This is a genomic window from Streptomyces sp. NBC_00377 (assembly GCF_036075115.1).
Lineage (GTDB): Bacteria > Actinomycetota > Actinomycetes > Streptomycetales > Streptomycetaceae > Streptomyces.
In genome coordinates, this window is sequence record NZ_CP107958.1 from 3953803 (window position 1) to 3970580 (window position 16778).

16 protein-coding genes are annotated in these 16778 nt (G+C 72.6%); 7 read left to right on the plus strand and 9 right to left on the minus strand.

Going from position 1 to position 16778, the window contains the following annotated elements; translation table 11 throughout:
• Positions 1-6 precede the first annotated feature (6 nt).
• Positions 7-423, minus strand: a complete 417-nt coding sequence (locus OHS71_RS17750; RefSeq protein WP_328480350.1) for a hypothetical protein — start codon at positions 421-423, stop codon at positions 7-9.
• Positions 424-730: 307 nt separating this feature from the next.
• Between OHS71_RS17750 and OHS71_RS17755 the strand changes: the two genes are divergently transcribed.
• The gene (locus OHS71_RS17755) at positions 731-1786 is read left to right on the plus strand and encodes a chitinase (RefSeq protein ID WP_328480351.1); all 1056 of its coding nucleotides are present in this window, start codon (positions 731-733) and stop codon (positions 1784-1786) included.
• Between the two features lie 145 nt (positions 1787-1931).
• Here the strand turns inward: OHS71_RS17755 and OHS71_RS17760 are convergent, their stop codons facing one another.
• From OHS71_RS17760 to OHS71_RS17780, 5 genes are all read right to left on the minus strand, one after another.
• Positions 1932-2540, minus strand: coding sequence for a hypothetical protein (locus OHS71_RS17760; RefSeq protein WP_328480352.1), 609 nt, complete (start codon positions 2538-2540; stop codon positions 1932-1934).
• Between the two features lie 20 nt (positions 2541-2560).
• The gene (mqnC, locus tag OHS71_RS17765; RefSeq protein ID WP_328480353.1) at positions 2561-3760 is read right to left on the minus strand and encodes a cyclic dehypoxanthinyl futalosine synthase; all 1200 of its coding nucleotides are present in this window, start codon (positions 3758-3760) and stop codon (positions 2561-2563) included.
• Between the two features lie 71 nt (positions 3761-3831).
• Positions 3832-4590 (minus strand): prepilin peptidase, encoded by a 759-nt coding sequence (locus OHS71_RS17770; protein ID WP_328480354.1) that lies wholly within the window; start codon positions 4588-4590, stop codon positions 3832-3834.
• The gene (locus OHS71_RS17775; RefSeq protein ID WP_328480355.1) at positions 4571-6385 is read right to left on the minus strand and encodes a protein kinase domain-containing protein; all 1815 of its coding nucleotides are present in this window, start codon (positions 6383-6385) and stop codon (positions 4571-4573) included. The genes OHS71_RS17770 and OHS71_RS17775 overlap by 20 nt, the downstream gene beginning before the upstream one ends.
• A gap of 69 nt (positions 6386-6454) precedes the next feature.
• On the minus strand, positions 6455-7303 hold the full coding sequence (locus OHS71_RS17780; protein WP_328480356.1) for a menaquinone biosynthetic enzyme MqnA/MqnD family protein: 849 nt from the start codon (positions 7301-7303) through the stop codon (positions 6455-6457).
• 288 nt (positions 7304-7591) lie between these two features.
• Between OHS71_RS17780 and OHS71_RS17785 the strand changes: the two genes are divergently transcribed.
• The 5 genes from OHS71_RS17785 (at position 7592) to OHS71_RS17805 (ending at position 11289) form a co-directional block, all read left to right on the plus strand.
• Positions 7592-7795 carry a cold-shock protein gene (locus OHS71_RS17785; protein ID WP_003974443.1) on the plus strand — a complete coding sequence of 68 codons (204 nt, stop codon included), beginning with the start codon at positions 7592-7594 and terminating at the stop codon, positions 7793-7795.
• A 157-nt stretch (positions 7796-7952) separates the two neighbouring features.
• A complete protein-coding gene (locus OHS71_RS17790; protein ID WP_328480357.1) occupies positions 7953-8675 on the plus strand; it encodes a class I SAM-dependent DNA methyltransferase in 723 nt (240 codons plus the stop codon).
• A 159-nt stretch (positions 8676-8834) separates the two neighbouring features.
• Positions 8835-9638: an alpha/beta fold hydrolase gene (locus OHS71_RS17795; RefSeq protein ID WP_328480358.1), complete on the plus strand. Its 804-nt coding sequence runs from the start codon at positions 8835-8837 to the stop codon at positions 9636-9638.
• Complete coding sequence (locus tag OHS71_RS17800; RefSeq protein WP_328480359.1) at positions 9638-10939, plus strand: PP2C family protein-serine/threonine phosphatase; 1302 nt, start codon at positions 9638-9640, stop codon at positions 10937-10939. Before OHS71_RS17795 ends, OHS71_RS17800 begins: the two co-directional genes overlap by 1 nt.
• Positions 10936-11289, plus strand: coding sequence for an STAS domain-containing protein (locus OHS71_RS17805; protein ID WP_328480360.1), 354 nt, complete (start codon positions 10936-10938; stop codon positions 11287-11289). The genes OHS71_RS17800 and OHS71_RS17805 overlap by 4 nt, the downstream gene beginning before the upstream one ends.
• A 218-nt stretch (positions 11290-11507) precedes the next feature.
• On the opposite strand, the gene kstD is transcribed toward OHS71_RS17805, so the two are convergent.
• Together kstD and OHS71_RS17820 are read right to left on the minus strand one after the other, a co-directional pair.
• Complete coding sequence (gene kstD / locus OHS71_RS17810; RefSeq protein WP_328480361.1) at positions 11508-13295, minus strand: 3-oxosteroid 1-dehydrogenase; 1788 nt, start codon at positions 13293-13295, stop codon at positions 11508-11510.
• Between the two features lie 550 nt (positions 13296-13845).
• Positions 13846-14931 (minus strand): helix-turn-helix domain-containing protein, encoded by a 1086-nt coding sequence (locus tag OHS71_RS17820; protein WP_328480362.1) that lies wholly within the window; start codon positions 14929-14931, stop codon positions 13846-13848.
• 98 nt (positions 14932-15029) lie between these two features.
• Between OHS71_RS17820 and OHS71_RS17825 the strand changes: the two genes are divergently transcribed.
• A complete protein-coding gene (locus tag OHS71_RS17825) occupies positions 15030-16349 on the plus strand; it encodes an MFS transporter (RefSeq protein ID WP_328480363.1) in 1320 nt (439 codons plus the stop codon).
• Here OHS71_RS17825 and OHS71_RS17830 read toward each other — a convergent pair.
• Positions 16265-16759 (minus strand): hypothetical protein, encoded by a 495-nt coding sequence (locus OHS71_RS17830; protein WP_328480364.1) that lies wholly within the window; start codon positions 16757-16759, stop codon positions 16265-16267. The two genes, OHS71_RS17825 and OHS71_RS17830, sit on opposite strands and share 85 nt — an antisense overlap.
• Between the last annotated feature and the right edge of the window lie 19 nt (positions 16760-16778).

Below are 16778 nucleotides of genomic sequence, written 5' to 3' on the forward strand. Positions count from 1 at the left end.
CTCCGGTCAGTTGGCGGCCGCGGTCGCGGAGGCGGTGGCGGTCGGGGCGGAGCTCGGCGGCTCGCCGGTGGCGACGCCCGTGGGCGGGGTGCCGGTGGGCCTCGAGGGCGGGGTGCCGACACCGCCCTGCGGCTGGAAGCCGCCGGGGCCGTTGTTCTGGGAACCGCGCGGGCCTCCGTTGCCGAACGGCAGCAGCGAGGACGGGGTCAGGGAGGTGCCCCAGCCCATGAAGGCGGCGCCGAGGACGACGGCGTAGACCAGGCAGCCGACTCCCATGAGGAGACCGATCCGGCGCAGCAGTTTGGATCTGCGTCCGGAGTTGTCAACGAACACGGGCCCCTCGGCGGAGGCGTCGTCACGTTTGCGGCTGCGACGGCTGCCGCGAGCGGCGGCACGGCTTTCGATGGCAGGCTCGGATTGCATTCCACGGATATTAGGCAGCGTTTGTGTGGCATAAACTCTGCGCCGCTTGTGAGAGGCCCATGAGAAACGCGCGAACCTGTCCACTCCCTGAGAGAAATCCGAATCCCCTGCGCGAATCCTGCCCACCATGGGAGGGTTGATTATCCCTTTCGGGCGGGTGGTTATCACCTTTTGCGCACTTACCTCCATGAAGTGTCTGTGTGTCCACTGTTCCCGCGCGATCCGCCCGCATGTGAGACATTTCCATTTCGGAAACGCGCATTGTTTCCGCGCTGAGACAGAAATCACGAGAGCGGGTGCATACGCAATGAGGAGTTTCCTGATGCCGACGGCCGGGGTCACCTGCCTGTTCGCCCTGGCCGTGGCGGGATGCTCCGCGGGCTCCGACGACACGCCGGACGGGGCGCCGCCATCCGCGAGCGAACGGGCGAGCGGCAGTCCCTCACCGTCGGCGAGCGCCGGCTCGTCCGGTGCCGGCACCTCCTACGCGCCGTACGTGAGCGCGGTGGAGGCCGACGGCAACGACTCGGCGGGCTCGCCGACGACGTACAACCTGGCGTTCGTCATCGCCGGCGACAGCGGCTGCACACCGACGTGGAACGGTGCGGACGCCATCGGCGACTCCGCGGTGAAGTCCCGCGTCTCGGCGCTGACCGCGTCGGGCGCCACCGCGCGTGTCTCCTTCGGCGGGGCGTCCGGCAAGGAACTGGCGGCCGCCTGTGCCGGCGCGTCGGAGCTGACGCGGGCGTACGGCGACGCACTCGACGCGGTGGGCTCCACACAGGCCGACTTCGACATCGAGGGCGACGAACTGTCCGACTCCGCCTCGGTCGCCCTGCGTTCCCGGGCGATCGCGGCGCTCCAGGCCGAACGTCCCGGCCTGGAGGTCTCCTTCACCCTCCCGGTGATGCCCTCCGGGCTGGACTCCGACAGCCTGGCGCTGCTGGCCTCCGCGAACAAGTACGACGTCCAGGTCTCCACCGTCAACCTGATGACGATGAACTACGGCGAGTCGTACGCCGGTGACATGGGCGGATACGCGATCACCTCGGCGACGGCCGCGCAGGCCCAGCTCAAGAAGGTCTTCGGGACGACGGACGCCGGCGCGTGGAAGGGGATGGCGCTCACTTCGATGATCGGCACCAACGACGTCGACAACGAGACGTTCTCGCTCTCGGACGCGGCGCAGGTACGGACGTTCGCCGAGGAGAAGGGCATCTCCTGGGTGTCCATGTGGTCGACGTTCCGCGACCGGCAGTGCGAGGACGGCTCCGCCACGAACGACGCGCTGACCGATTGCAGCGGGGTCGAGCAGGAGAACGGGGCGTTCGCGGAGGCGTTCTCGGGACAGGGCTCGGAGTAGGGCGGGGAGGCTTCTGTCGGGTGTCGGAATTCAGGTGCCGGCTGGCGGCTGCCGACTGCTGACTGCCGGTCCGTCGTGGCTGGTCGCGCCCGCCCACGCGGCGGAGCCGCCCGGCCTCACGGCCCGCGCCCCTGGAGGGGCGGTCTCAGCGCCGCCGGTACAGGAGGCGGCCCTCGATCACCGTGGCCACGCAGGTTCCCGCGCCCCGGGTCGGCAGGGCCGCCTCGTCGGGCACGTCGAAGACGGCGAAGCGGGCGGCGGAGCCCCGTTCCCTGGGCGGGGCGAACTCCACCGGCAGGCCGCAGGAGTAGGGGTCCAGTGAGGGCACCCCACCGGGGTGCGGCCCGGTCCGGCCCACCACGGCCAGGCCGGAGCGGGCCACCGCGTCCCGCACCGCGCGCCGGCGCAGCTCCTCGCAGGCCACCGCGACCGTGCCGTGGGCCAGCATGCGCTGCACCCCGCGCCGGGCGCTCGCCCCCCACCGGGCGTCGTCCGGGGCGAGTGCGGTGAGCGCGTCCCCGGTCAGCGGCTCGGCGCCCAGCTCGTCGGCCTCGCGCGGGTCGGGGTGGTACGCCCCCTCCAGCAACTCGGTGCCGTGCGGGTTGACGAGACCGGGCGTCAGGATGCCGGGCCACCGGCGCACCCGCGCCGACGGATACGCGGCGACGAGCTCCTCCAGCGACCCCGCGTCGGCGATCGAGGCGCCCTTGACGGCGAGCGCCCGGTCCCTGGAGTCCGCGTGGATCGTCAGCATGCGAAGGCCGGTCCGAGAAGCTAGTTGGAAGCGAGGAGCTTCAGTTCGGGGTGGGCCGTGCCGCCGGCGATCGCGGTCGACGAGATGTGGGACATGACCCGCTCGTCCACGGGGTCGTTGGCCGGGTCGTCGTGCACGAGGAGGTGCTCGTACGTGGTCGCGCGCTGCGCCGGGACGCGGCCTGCCTTGCGGATCAGGTCGATGATCTCGAGCCGGTTGGACCGGTGCTTGGCGCCGGCCGAGGAGACGACGTTCTCCTCCAGCATGATCGAGCCGAGGTCGTCCGCACCGTAGTGCAGGGAGAGTTGGCCGACCTCCTTGCCCGTCGTGAGCCAGGAGCCCTGGATGTGGCGGACGTTGTCGAGGAACAGGCGGGCGATGGCGATCATCCGCAGGTACTCGAAGAGGGTGGCCTGGGTGCGGCCCTTCAGGTGGTTGTTCTCGGGCTGGTAGGTGTAGGGGATGAAGGCCCGGAAGCCGCCCGTCCGGTCCTGCACGTCACGGATCATCCGCAGGTGCTCGATGCGCTCGGCGTTGGTCTCGCCGGTGCCCATCAGCATGGTGGACGTCGACTCGACGCCCAGCCCGTGCGCGATCTCCATGATCTCCAGCCAGCGCTCGCCGGACTCCTTGAGCGGGGCGATGGCCTTGCGGGGCCGGGCGGGGAGCAACTCGGCGCCCGCGCCCGCGAAGGAGTCGAGGCCGGCGGCGTGGATACGGGTGATGGCCTCGTCGACCGTCACCTTCGAGATCCGCGCCATGTGCTCGACCTCGGACGCGCCGAGCGAGTGGATCACCAGCTGCGGGAACGCCTCCTTGATGGCGGCGAAGTGCTTCTCGTAGTACTCGACGCCGTAGTCCGGGTGGTGGCCGCCCTGGAACATGATCTGGGTGCCGCCGAGTTCGACGGTCTCCGCGCAGCGGCGCAGGATGTCGTCCAGGTCGCGGGTCCAGCCCTTGGCCGTGTCCTTGGGGGCCGCGTAGAAGGCGCAGAACTTGCACGCCGTGACACACACGTTCGTGTAGTTGATGTTGCGCTCGATGATGTACGTGGCGATGTGCTCGGTCCCCGCGTACAGGCGGCGGCGTACGGCGTCGGCGGCGGCGCCCAGCGCGTGCAGCGGGGCGTCGCGGTAGAGGACGAGGGCCTCTTCGGGAGTGATCCGCCCGCCGTCCGCGGCACGGTCGAGCACAGACTGGAGGTCGGCCTTCTCGGGCACCGGAGGTCCCTTTCGTCAAGGGTTGTGGACGGACCGAACCAGCCTACGCCAGCCGTTGCGGCCCCCGGACGTCAGGCCGCGTACGCGCCGATCAGCAGCCCGACGAAGGTCCCGAGGAGCATGAACGGACCGAAGGCGATCACCGTCTTGCGTCCGGCGCGTCCCAGGACGGCCAGCGCGCCGCCGTACAGCGCCCCGAGCAGGAACGCGGCGAACGTGCCCAGCATGACCGTCGCCCAGCCGTACCAGCCGAGGACGGCGCCCGTCGAGAGCGCGAGTTTCACATCGCCGTAGGCCATGCCGCCGGGGTTGACGAGGTGGAGCACGAGATAGCCGCCGCCGAGGGCGAGCGCGCCCAGCAGGGCCGTCGTCCAGTCCCCGGCGTGCTCGGGCAGCAGCGCGGCCGCGGCCAGCAGGAGGAGTGCGGCGGCCGCGAACGGGAGGGTGAGCGGATCGGGCAGTCTGCGCACCCGCAGGTCGACTGCGGTCAGCAGCACCCCGGCCGGCGCGAGCAGCAGCCAGACGACGAGTTCGGGCCGCAGACCGGTGGCGGCGGCGAGCGCGGCGCACACGAGGGCGGTGAGGGCGGCGAGACGCGGGCCGCCCGGGCCGTAGGAGGGGGCGCCCCGCTCGGCGCACCGTGCGCACCTCGCCCGCCCGAGCCACCCGCGGATCGGGTGCCCGTCCGGGCAGTGCGTCCGCCAACCGCGGTCCCTCTCCTCCCACGGGACGGAGAAACGGTGCACCGCCCGTGGCAGCAGGGCCCCCGCCAGGGCGCCCCACAGTGCGGCGACGGCGATCAGCGCCAGGTCACCGGGAGGCGTCGTCATCGACCTTCGACATCCGGGCCACCGGGTTGCCCTCCGCCGCGCTGTCCGAGGTGTACGTCAGGTCGTCGCCGGTCGGGGTGAGCCGGATCGTGTGGGGCTGCGGGTTGCAGCCGGCGTGGTTGCTCTTGGCCCCCGCCGAGGTGGCGACGACGTCCTTCTCCGTCACCTGCTTCAGCGTCAGGACGTCGACGCAGATGCCGCCGAGCACATCGGTCTGCCGCAGCTCCCCCAGCTTGTCGCCCACGTCGGCCTGTCGGACCGTCACCCGGAAGGTGCCCATCGGAAGCGTGCCGTCCAGGCCGGTGCCCTCGCCCTCCCAGGTCCCGGCATAGCGGGCCGGGAGCGCGGTGGGCGCCGGGGAGGTGGGGCCGGGGGTGGAACCGCTCGCGGGCGCCGAGGCGGCCGGGCCGGAGCTCGAACCGTCCGCCGGAGCGGAGGAGCGGGCGTCGCTGCCGGAGGCGTCGTTGTGTTCGTCGTCGCCCGGCAGCATGTGGAACAGGAACACCGAGCCGACCGTGACCGCCGCCATCGCCCCCGCGACCGCCAGCGCGACGGTGCAGCTCAGCCGCCTCCCGCGGTCGCCCTCCCCGGGAGTCGCGGTGGCCGCCACGGTGACGGAGACCCTGCCGGGCCGTTCGGACCCGCGGGCCCCAGGCTCGGCGTCCCTCGGCGCGGGAACGGGACCCGGCCCGTCGGCCGGAGTGGCCGCGTCCCCGTCGAACCCGGCGAATCCTGCACCCGTGCCGCCCCCGGTACCTCCCGCGCCCCCGCCCATCACGGGCGGTGGCCCGAACTCCCCCGGTCTCGCCGCCGGTTCCCCCGCCGTCACCGCCGGGCTGCTGAATCCCACCGGCCCGGACACGACCGGCTCCGCGCCGGCCCCCGCGCCCTCCAGGTTCAGCAGCTGTACGGCGCTGCGCCCCAGCTGCTCCACCAGCGCACCCGGCAGCCATCCGCCCGCGACCAGCCGGGCCGCGCCCTCGGGAGCGAGCCGTCGGGCCACCTCGGCGGGGGCCGGCCGGGCGGCCGGGTCCTTGGAGAGACAGGCCTCGACCACCGCACGCAGTTCACCCCGCAGGGCGCCCTCCGGCTCACCGAGTTCGGGCTGCTCGTGGACGACCTTGTAGAGGAGGGCGGCCGAGGAGTCGCCGGGAAACGGCGGCCCCCCGGTCGCCGCGTACGCGAGCACCGCGCCGAGGGAGAAGACGTCGGCCGCGCCGGACGCGACCCGGCCGAGGATCTGCTCGGGGGCCATGTAGCCGGGCGAGCCGACCGAGACGCCGGTGGAGGTGAGCGAGGCCGTGCCGTCGGTCGCCCGGGCGATGCCGAAGTCGATCAGCAGCGGACCGTCCACCGTCAGCAGGACGTTGGACGGCTTCACGTCCCGGTGCACCAGGCCCAGCTCGTGCACGGCTGCCAGCGCCTCCGCCAGACCCGCGCCGAGCACCCGTACGGAGTGCTCGGGCAGCGGCCCGCCGCCCGAGCCGACCGCCGCCGCCAGGGACGGCCCGGCCGCGTACCCCGTGGCGACCCAGGGCACCGTCGCCTCCGGGTCCGCGTCCAGGACCGGCGCGGTCCACGCACCGCCGACCCGCCTCGCGGCCTCGACCTCGCGCCGGAAGCGGGCCCGGAACTCCTCGTCGAGCGCGAGGTGCGGGTGCACGATCTTCACGGCGACCGTGCGGCCGCCGGCGCTGCGTCCCAGATAGACGCGGCCCATCCCGCCCGAGCCGAGCCGGCCGAGCAGCCGGTAGGGGCCCACGGTCCTCGGTTCGTCGACTCCGAGCGGCTGCATGGACGTCCACCCTCCCCCGAAAGGCGCCCGACGGGCGCCGTTGGACTCGGCAGCAGCGTAGTGCCGTGGCTACGGCCGGAGCAGCTCCACCTTGACGTCCGCCGGGAAGCCCGTGCTCGGACCGACGCGGCGGGCGAACTCGGTGACCGCCGCCAGCTGCGGCCCGCCGAAGCGGAAGTCGAGGGTGGTGAAGTACTGCTCGAGCACCTGCTCGTCGAACTCCTCCCAGCGGGCCGCCTGCTCGGCGACCTTGCCGACCTCGTCGAGCGAGAGGTTGCGTGACTCGATGAACGCCTCGTGGACCTTGCGGGTGATGACCGGCTCGCGCTCCAGGTACTCCCGGCGGGCCGCCCACACCGCGAAGACGAACGGCAGGCCGGTCCACTCCTTCCAGAGCGCTCCGAGGTCGTGCACCTGGAGACCGAACTTCGGTCCGTCCAGCAGGTTGGCCCGCAGCGCCGCGTCACCGATGAGCACGGCCGCCTCGGCCTCCTGCATCATCAGGCTGAGGTCGGGCGGGCAGGTGTAGTAGTCGGGCCGGACGCCGAAGCGGTCGGCCAGCAGCAGTTGGGCCAGACGCACGGAGGTGCGGGAGGTCGAGCCGAGGGCGACCCGGGCGCCGTCCAGCTCCTCCAGCGGGACCTGGGAGACGATCACGCAGGACATCACCGGGCCGTCGCAGCCGACGGCGATGTCGGGGAAGGCGACCAGGTCGTCGGCGTTCTTGAGGAACTCGACGAGGGTGATGGGCCCGATGTCGAGGTCGCCCCGGACCAGTCGCTCGCTGAGCTTCTCCGGGGTGTCCTTCGTCAGCTCGAAGTCGAGGAGGGTGCCGGTTCTCGCGAGCCCCCAGTAGAGGGGCAGGCAGTTGAGGAACTGGATGTGGCCGACGCGCGGCCGGGTGCGAGAATTGTCCACATCGCGAGGCTAGACCCCATCGGATACCGTGGGCACTCCACCCCCTCGGTCAACCCCTTCTGCGGATCTTCAAACATCCGGGTGACGTGATCTTGACCTCTATTGCTTTCGGCTGCCTGCATGCTAGGCTCGCCGCAAGTTGCAGTTTGGTTTCCCTTGCAGTACAGAGCCTGCGGAGCATGTAACCGCGGGCTCTCGTCGTTTTCAGACGTATGCAGTTGTGCGGCACTCGCTTTCACGCTTGCAGGGTTCTGGAGCAGGGCAACCCTTTGGGCCCAAGGAGGGCTTATGGCTACCGGAACCGTGAAGTGGTTCAACGCCGAAAAGGGCTTTGGCTTCATCGCCCAAGAAGGCGGCGGCCCCGACGTCTTCGTCCACTACTCCGCGATCAACGCGCAGGGTTTCCGCTCGCTCGAGGAGAACCAGCAGGTCTCCTTCGACGTGACGCAGGGCCCCAAGGGTCCCCAGGCGGAGAACGTCACCCCCGTCTGATCTTCACCACCCTGAGATCGCAAGTCTGAGAGCAGCACCCAAGGAGCCCTGTGCCGTACGGCACGGGGCTCCTGCCTTTGCCGACACGGGCTCGCACTCCCCCGTTCCTCCCGGCGTCCCCTCCGATTGTCAGTGGGCGCGGCTAGGGTCCGCGCCCATGACCGACACCACGGACGCCACCCCCACCCCCGCTTCTCCCGCCTCCGCCGCTCGTTCCGCCTCCCCCGCCCCCGGCTTCGTCACCGCCACCCGCACGTTCTACGACGCCATCGCCGAGGACTACGCCGAGCGCTTCCGCGACGAGCTGCCCGCGAAGTCGCTGGAGCGGGCCCTTCTCACCTCGTACGCCGAACTCGTCGGCGTCGGCGGCCGGGTCGCCGACCTGGGGTGCGGCCCCGGCCGGGTCACGGGATTCCTCGCCGCGCTGGGGCTCGAGATGTCCGGCCTCGACCTGTCGGAGTCGATGCTCGCGATCGCGCGGCGCGAGAACCCGGGGATCCGGTTCGAGCGGGGCTCGATGCTCGACCTGGATCTGCCCGACGGGAGCCTGGCGGGGGTCGTCTCCTTCTACTCGTCCATCCACACCCCTGTGGACGAGCTGCCCGGACTCTTCGCCGGGTTCCACCGTGTGCTCGCGCCCGGCGGACACCTGTTCCTCGGCTTCCAGGTGGGTGACGAACCGCGCCACCACGACCGCCCCTGGGGCCACCCGGTCGCCCTGGACTTCCTGCGCCGCCGCCCGGAGCCGATGGCCGAGCTGCTGACCGCGGCCGGGTTCTCGATGCTGTCGCGCAGCGTGCGCGAAGCGGACACCGACCGCGGCGAGTCCACCCCGCAGGCCTTCCTGATCGCCCGCAGGCCGGCGGGGACGACCGCATAGACCTACCCGTCCGTGTCCGGTCCCGCCCCGCCGGAGGGCCGGACCGGACACGGACGGACGGGAGACAGACGGACCGGAGCCGGGCGCAGCGGAGCCGGGCGGAGCGGGCGATCCGCCGCCGCGCGGGCGCGCCGGCCGCGGTTTGCGAGGATGGGGGGCATGGACATCGATCGCAGGAACAACGTCACCGTCACCGGCAATCCTCAGGGACGCACGGTCGTGCTGGCGCACGGGTTCGGCTGTGATCAGAACATGTGGCGGCTCACCGTGCCCGCCCTGGCCGCCGACCACCGGGTGGTGCTGTTCGACTACGTGGGGTCCGGCGGCTCGGACCCGGCCGCGTTCTCGGAGGACCGCTACACCTCCCTCGACGGCTACGCCAGGGACGTGGTCGAGGTGTGCGAAGCACTGGACCTGCGTGACGCCGTGTTCGTGGGGCACTCGGTCAGCGCGATGATCGGGGTGCTGGCCGTCGGCATGGCTCCGGAGCGCATCGGGGCGCTGGTGATGGTCGCCCCCTCACCGCGCTACATCGACGACGAGGGTTACCGGGGTGGATTCAGTGCGGAGGACATCGACGAGCTGCTCGGCTCGCTGGAGTCGAACTATCTCGGCTGGTCGGCGGCGATGGCACCGGTGATCATGGGGAACGCGGAGCGGCCCGAGCTCGGCGACGAGCTGACGAACAGTTTCTGCGCCACCGACCCGGAGATGGCGCGCGTCTTCGCCCGGGCCACGTTCCTGTCGGACTCCAGGGACGACCTGAAGCGCGTGAACGTGCCGACGCTGGTGCTGGAATGCACCCAGGACGTCATCGCGCCCCGCGAGGTCGGCGCCTTCGTCCACCGGGCGATCCCCGGCTCGACGCTGATCACCCTCGATGCCACCGGGCACTGCCCGCACCTGTCCGCGCCGGAGGCCACCAACGAAGCGATCACCGGCTTCCTGGCAGGTCTACGGTGATGTGCCGCACCGGACAGCAGACCGGCTCCGGTGACGCCGGCGACGGGAAGACGTCGGACGCCGTCTTCGCCGCCCTGCTGGAGGACAGTGCCGAGGAGTTGTACGAGAGCGCGCCGTGCGGATATCTGTCCACGCTGATGGACGGGACCATAGCGAAGATCAACAACACGCTGCTGTCCTGGCTGGGCCTGGAGCGGGACGCGGTGGTGGGACGGATGCGGTTCACCGACCTGCTGACCGTGGGCGGCAAGCTCTACCACGAGACGCACTTCGCGCCACTGCTGCGGATGCAGGGCCGGATCGGCGGCATCGCGCTGGAGATGAAGCAGGCCGACGGCGCCCGGACACCCGTGCTGGTCTCCTCGGTGGTCAAGCACGGCGCCATCGGCGAGCCGCTGCTGATCCGCACCACCGTCTTCGACGCCCGGGACCGCCGCGCCTACGAGGAGGAACTCCTGCGCGGCCGGAAGGCCGCCGAGGAAGCGCGCAGACAGGCGGAGGCGGACCGCGCCCGGCTCCAGGAGGCCCTCGCGGTACTCCAGCAGTCGCTGCTGCCCGCGACCCTGTCGCAGGTGCCCGGCGTGGAGACGGCCGCCCACTACCACACGGCCTCCCCCGACCGGCTCGGCGGCGACTTCTACGACGTCTTCCCCGTCGACGGCAAACGCTTCGCGTTCTTCCTCGGCGATGTGTGCGGCAAGGGCCCCCAGGCCGCCGCCGTCACCTCGCTGACCCGCTACACCCTGCGCGCCGCCGCGCTGCACGACTCCGACCCCGTCTCCGCGCTGACGACGCTCAACAAGGTCCTCCACGAGCGCTACTCCGCCGACGGCGACCCGCGCTACTGCACCGCCGTGTTCGGCGTCCTCGAGCCGGACACCGAGACCGGGCAGGTCGCCGTCCGAATCGCCTCGGGCGGCCATCCGCCGGTGCTCGTCCTGCGCGCCGACGGCACGGCGGACTTCCTGCCGACCCCCGGCGGTCTCCTCGTCGGCGTCCTGGCCGACGCGCGATTCGTCACCGCGACCACCGTCCTCGCCGCCGGCGACACCCTCCTGCTCTACACCGACGGTCTCACCGAGGCACGCACCGGCGAGGACCGCGGCAGTCTGTACGGGGACGACGCGCTGCGCGCCTTCGCCACCGAGCACGCCGGCCGGTCGCCGCACGCCGTCGTCCAGGCTCTGATCGGCCTGCTGGACGACTTCGGCGACGGCCTCGACGACGACACCGCCCTGCTGGCCCTCGGCGTCCCCGCCACCGACCCGGCCACCGGCCCGGCCACGAAGAGCACACGATGAGCCCCCTGAAGATCACCAGCAGGGACGTCGTGACCGGCCCCGTCCTCGAGATCCTCGGCGACCTCGACTTCGGCCACGCCGCCCAGTTGCGTGAGCTGCTCCCCACGCTCACCCTGCGGCCGGGCCAGCGCCTCATCCTGGACCTGGCCGGCATGGAGTTCTGCGACTCCACCGGCATCACCGCGCTGCTCGCCGCCCACCATCACGCCCTCGCCGCGCAGGCCGACATCGCGCTCGCAGGCGTCCCCGCCAACACCCTGCGCATCCTGCGCATCGTCGGCCTCGACCAGATCTTCCCCCTCCACCCCGACACGGCCACCGCCGCCCGGGCCCCCCGACCGACCCTCTGACACCGACCGGCCCGGCCCAACCGGCCCCGGCGGAAGGGCCGCCCCGCGCCTGCTCGACGGGCCGGACCTCGGCTTCGGGGACGCCTGGCGTGACGGGCCCGGGGACACGGAACCTCACCGACGACTCCGCCGGCGAGCGGGTCCACCCCTCTCCTTCCACGACGATCCCGATCCCGGTGACACGTCCCTGATGACACGCGCCGTCGCGGCCCGAACCGTCATCCGAGCCCGCCGGAGAGGTCGAGGGCCGCGAGGTAGCCGAAGGTCATCGCGGGGCCGATCGTCGAGCCCGCGCCCGCGTAGCTGTGCCCCATGACGGCGGCGCTGGCGTTCCCGGCGGCGTACAGGCCGGGGATCGCCGAGCCGTCGGCGCGCAGCACCCGGGCCCGGGCGTCCGTGCGCAGACCGCCCTTGGTGCCGAGGTCGCCGGGGACGATGCGGAAGGCGTAGTAGGGAGGCAGCCACAGGGGGGCCAGGCAGGAGTTGGGGAGGACGTAGGGGTCCGTGTAGTAGTGGTCGTAGGCGCTGTCGCCGCGCCGGAAGTCGGTGTCCTTGCCCCTGAGGGCCTGGGAGTTGAAGCGGTCGACGGTGGAGCGGAGCGCGGCGGCCGGGACGCCGATCGAGGCGGCGAGGGCGTCGAGGGTCCAGGCCTTGCGCGCGGCTCCCGAGGTGTACCAGTCGTCGGGGAGCACGAAGGTCGGCGCGATGTCCTTGAAGAGGTACCGGTTGCGGTAGTTCTGGTCGACGACCAGCCACGCCGGGATGTCCGGTGCGGTCGGATCGAGGTCGTACATCGTGTGGACCACGTCGCTGTAAGGGCCGGCCTCGTTGACGAAGCGGGCGCCGGCCCGGTTCACCAACAGGCCGCCGGGCAGGGTGCGTTCGGCGAGACAGAAGTACGGCTCGCCGGGGAGCGGGATCGCGGGTCCCCACCAGGCGTCGTCCATCAGCGCCAGCGCCCCGCCCGCGCGCTGACCGGCACGTATCCCGTCCCCCGTGTTCTCCTTCGCCCCGACCGTCCACTCGGTCCCGATCGGCTGCCGCTGGTACTGCGCCCGCATCGCCGCGTTGTGCTCGAACCCCCCGGAGCCGACGACGACACCCCGCCGGGCCCGTACGAGCCCCGGCACGCCGTCGCGCGTGACGACGGCCCCCGTCACCACTCCCCCCTCGACGCGCAGGTCGGCGAGCGGGGTGTTCAGCCACACCGGCACCTGGGCGGCGAGCAGACCGGCGCGCAGTCCCGCGGCCAGCGACTGTCCCATGGTGAGCGGCTTCTGCCCGAGCAGGGCGGCCTTGGTCCCGCGCGCCAGGCACTCGGTGGCGACGGCGGCGCCTTTGACGCTCACGGCGGCCAGCGCGAGCCACTTGTAGTCGGCGCTGAACACGACCATGCCCGCGGGGACGCCCATGTACGGCGGGTTGAGGCGGGCGAGTTCGGCCCCGAGGAGGTTGCCGTCCAGTTGGTCGGGCTCGACGGAGCGGCCGCCGGGCAACCCGCCGGGCAGCTCCGGGTAGTAGTCGCTGTACCCCTCCATCCAGCGGAAACGCAGCGGGCTGTTGGCCATGACGAAGGAGAGCATGGCGGGCCCGTGCGCGAGGAAGGCCGCCTGACGGTCGGCCGGGACGTCCGCTCCGACGACGGCCGCCAGGTAGGCGGCCGCCTTCGCGGGCGTGTCCGGGACCCCGGCGGACAGGATCACCGAGTTGTTCGGGATCCAGATCCCGGCCCCCGAGCGGGCGGCGGACCCGCCGAACGTCGGCGCCTTCTCGACCACGACACAGCTGAGCCCGCGCCTCGCGGCCGTCAGCGCGGCGGTCATCCCGGCGGCGCCGGAGCCGATGACGACGACGTCGTAGGTACCGAGGACGGGCAGGTCGGCGGCGGCCGCCTGTCGCCCGGGGGCAGCCAGCGCCAGCCCGGCGCCGGCCCCGGCGGAGGCGCCGAGCACGGCCCTCCGGGAGGGAAGGCCGTGGTGTCTCACAGGATCCGCGCTCGTGGTCATGGCCACTCCAGCCGACGGGGAACGAATGGATGGATTCGGGTGCGGAGACCGGAATGTCGCGCGAGGGTCTTGTGAAGTCAAGGGCCGTGCGATGGCCGGAACTTCTCGCTCGGTCCGGCCCGGACCCACCTCCGGTCGCGGAAGGGCAGTTCCGCCGGACCGTCTTGCCGATGTCCCGCTCCACGACACCCCGCGTGCGGGCCGGCGCCCGGACGAGGATCCGCCCCCGACCGCCCTCCTCCACCGGGTTCGTGACGATCCGCAGTCGCCGGTCCGCGCGGGCGTCGCTCACCTCGACACGCAGCGTGCCCTCCGGGAGCAGCCGCAGCTCGAAGTCCCGGCCCGGGACCCGTCCGTGCGTGACGGCGTTGGCGGCGAGCTCCGCGACCACCCTGTTGCGCGGTGTGGTTGACGTCGCTGCCGTGCGGATGCCCCCGGGCGGTGAGCTGGTGCCCCCGTGAGGCGACGGGCCGGCCGGGACGGCCCCCACCTCTCCCTCGCCGCCGGTGCCTGGGCCCAGTCCCTCGCCCCCCACCGTGAAGTAGTCGCCTCAGCGCAGCACGGCCGCCAGCAGGTCTGCGCCCAGGGCCGTCAGGGCGGCCAGGTCGAGGGTGTAGCGGACGTAGCGGCCGTCCCGCCGGGCCGTGAGCAGGCCCGCGCGGCGCAGTGCGGCGAGGTGACGGGAGACCTCCGGAGGGGTGAGTTCCCAGGCGTGGGCCAGTTCCCGGTTGGTGTGCGGGCCGCGGGCCAGGGTGCGCAGCAGCCGTAGCCGTACCGGATGGGACAGGGCTTCCAGCCGCAGGGTGACCATCTCCAGCGACACCGGCTCCACCGCGCTCGGCTCGGCCACCGGGTACTGCACCACCGGCTGCCAGCCGGGCGCGTGGACGGCCACCAGGTGCGGGCGGCCGAAGACGCTGGGGATGAAGGTGACCCCGGTGCCGTGGGCGGCGGTCGCCTTGTCCTGGAGCTTGTCCACGACGATGCAGTCGCCGTCGGGTGCCAGGGTGACCGCGTCGGAGACGGAGGCGAGGGCCGCCCCGATGCCCTGGCGATTCAGCAGGTCGTTCTTCACGCGCAGGTCGGTGGCGAGGCGCACGGCGACGCCCGCCCAGGCGGCGTCGAAGAAGGCCCCGGCGCACTGTTCGAGGGTGTCGCGCACCCGCGCCCGTACGGCGGCCGGGTCGGCGAGGAGCCGTTCCGCGAAGGCCTCCTGGAGCGCGCCCCGGGACTGGGCCAGGTCCAGGGCCCGCTCACGGGCGGTGGCGTCGGTGAGCGGCGACCGCGTGCCGAAGTGGACCCGGTTGCTGCCGCAGGTGGTGACGAGCGCGGCGGTCACATACCGCTCGTCGTCGATCCGGTCGACGTCGTCCAGCTCCTCCGCGAGGGTGGGCCGGGGCCGGGCGGGGATCAGGAAGTCCGCCTGTGAGGAACGCCAGAGGAACTCCGCCTCCCGCAGCCGCTCGGCCAGCTCCGGCCGCAGCCCGGTCCAGACGTCCCCGGCCCAGCCGGCGAGCTGCGGATGGTGCCCGGGTTCGGCGAGCACGTGCAGCATCGCGGTCAGCTCGGCCAGCGGGGAGGCGGCGAACCGCAGTCGCTCGGCCGGCAGTCCGCCGATGTCGATCCTCAACGTCATCCCTCATCATCACCGACCGGCCGGCCGGCGACGACGTCGGTTGACGGTGTCCGTCAACCGACGTGCCCTGCCCGGCGGTCGAACCCACCGTTGCCGCCATGGCAACCACCAGCACCGCGAAGATCCGGCCCCGCGCCCTCGTCCGGGCCTCCGGCGGCCCCCGTTATGCCGTCGCCCTGGCTGTGGACGCGCTCGGCACCGGCCTGCTGCGTCCCTTCCTGCTGCTCTACGGGGTGACGGTGCTGAGGCTGTCCGCGCCGCTCACCGGCATCGCCATGACGGCCGGCATCGTGGTGGGCCTGGGATGCCTGCCCGTGGTGGGCCGATGGCTGGACGGGGGCGCGCGCAGCACCGTCGTGGCGGCGTCGATGCTGGTGCGGGTGCTGGGGGTGGTGCTGCTGCTGGCCACGCCGACGGGGCACGCCTGGCCGTTCGCGTCGGCGGCGCTCTTTTTCGGCATCGGCAACCAGGCCTGGCCGGCGGCCCACGCCGCCCTCGTGGCCACGGTCGCGCACGGCCGGGAACGCGACACCGCGCTCGCGGCGGGCCGCGCCCTGCGCAACGCGGGCCTGGGCGCGGGCGCGCTGATCGCCACCGCGTGTCTGACGGGCGGCACCACCGCGTTGCGGGCGCTGGCAGCCGTCACCGGGCTCGCCTATCTCGCCGCGGCGGCCCTGGCTTGGTCGGTCCACCTGCGCGCGCACCCGGTCGCGTCCGCGGACAGGGGAAGATCCGACGCGCCCACCACCGTCCCCGCTCCTCCCTCCCCTGCCCCCGCTCCCGTCCCCCGGATGCGGGCACTGCTGGCCGCCAATGTCGTCTACGTCTTCTGCCTCAACGTCCCCGAGATCGCGCTTCCCCTGGTCCTGGTGACCCAGTTGCACGCGTCACCGGTGTGGTCGGCGGCCATCTTCGTGGCCAACACGGTGCTGGTGGTCACCCTCCAGGTTCCGGTCACCGTCCTGATGTCCCGCTTCCCCCGGCGGATCGTGCTGGCGCTCGCCGGTGTGTTGCTCACCGTCTCCTACCTGGGCTTCCTCGTGGCCACCTCACTGGGACACGGCTGGGGTGCCCCGGCCGTCGCCGCGGTGTCCGTGATCTGCACCCTCGGCGAGATCGTCTACACCGGCAGCGCCACCGCGCTCGTCACCCTCCTGGCCCCGGCCCACGCCCTGGGCCGCACGCTCGCCCGCTTCGAGCTGTCCACGGGCTTCGGCCTCGCCGTCTCCCCTGCGGTCATCACGGCTCTCGCGCCCCACGGCCCGGCCGCGCTCTGGGGCAGCCTGGCCGGCGCGACGCTGCTGTCCGCCGCCGCTGTCGCCTCCGAGAAGGATCAGGGAACACAGCCCAAGGACTCCGGAGCCGGGCCCAGCGGGTCCTCCGTCAGCACCGCCGGAGCGCTCAGCGCCTCCTCGTAGGCCTGCCGCTCGAAGAGGAACGGGCCCAGGGGCAGTTCGCCCCACTCCTCGCGCTCCGGACAGCGGAAACCGGACCAGGTGACCGTCGTGGGGGTCATGGCGACGTGGGCCATGAGGGGCCGGCACTGCCAGATGCCGCAGGGGCAGCCGAGGAGGGGGGTCCGGTCGGCCGTACGCAGGAAGGGGTTCCCGGTGAAGTCGAGGACGCCCAGCCCGCCGTGCTGCCGCCAGATCAGCTCCGCCGACTCCCGTTCCTGGTCCTCGAACTGGTCCTCCAGCTCCGGCCGCCACAGCTCCCGCGTCGCCCAGGCGGTGTGCGCGCGCAGATCGAGGCCGTCGACCCGGATTCCCCAGACCAGGATGGTGGGGTGGTCGTCCATGGGACAGTGGAAGAACTCGATGCTGTTCACCGGCCGGATACTCCCCGGC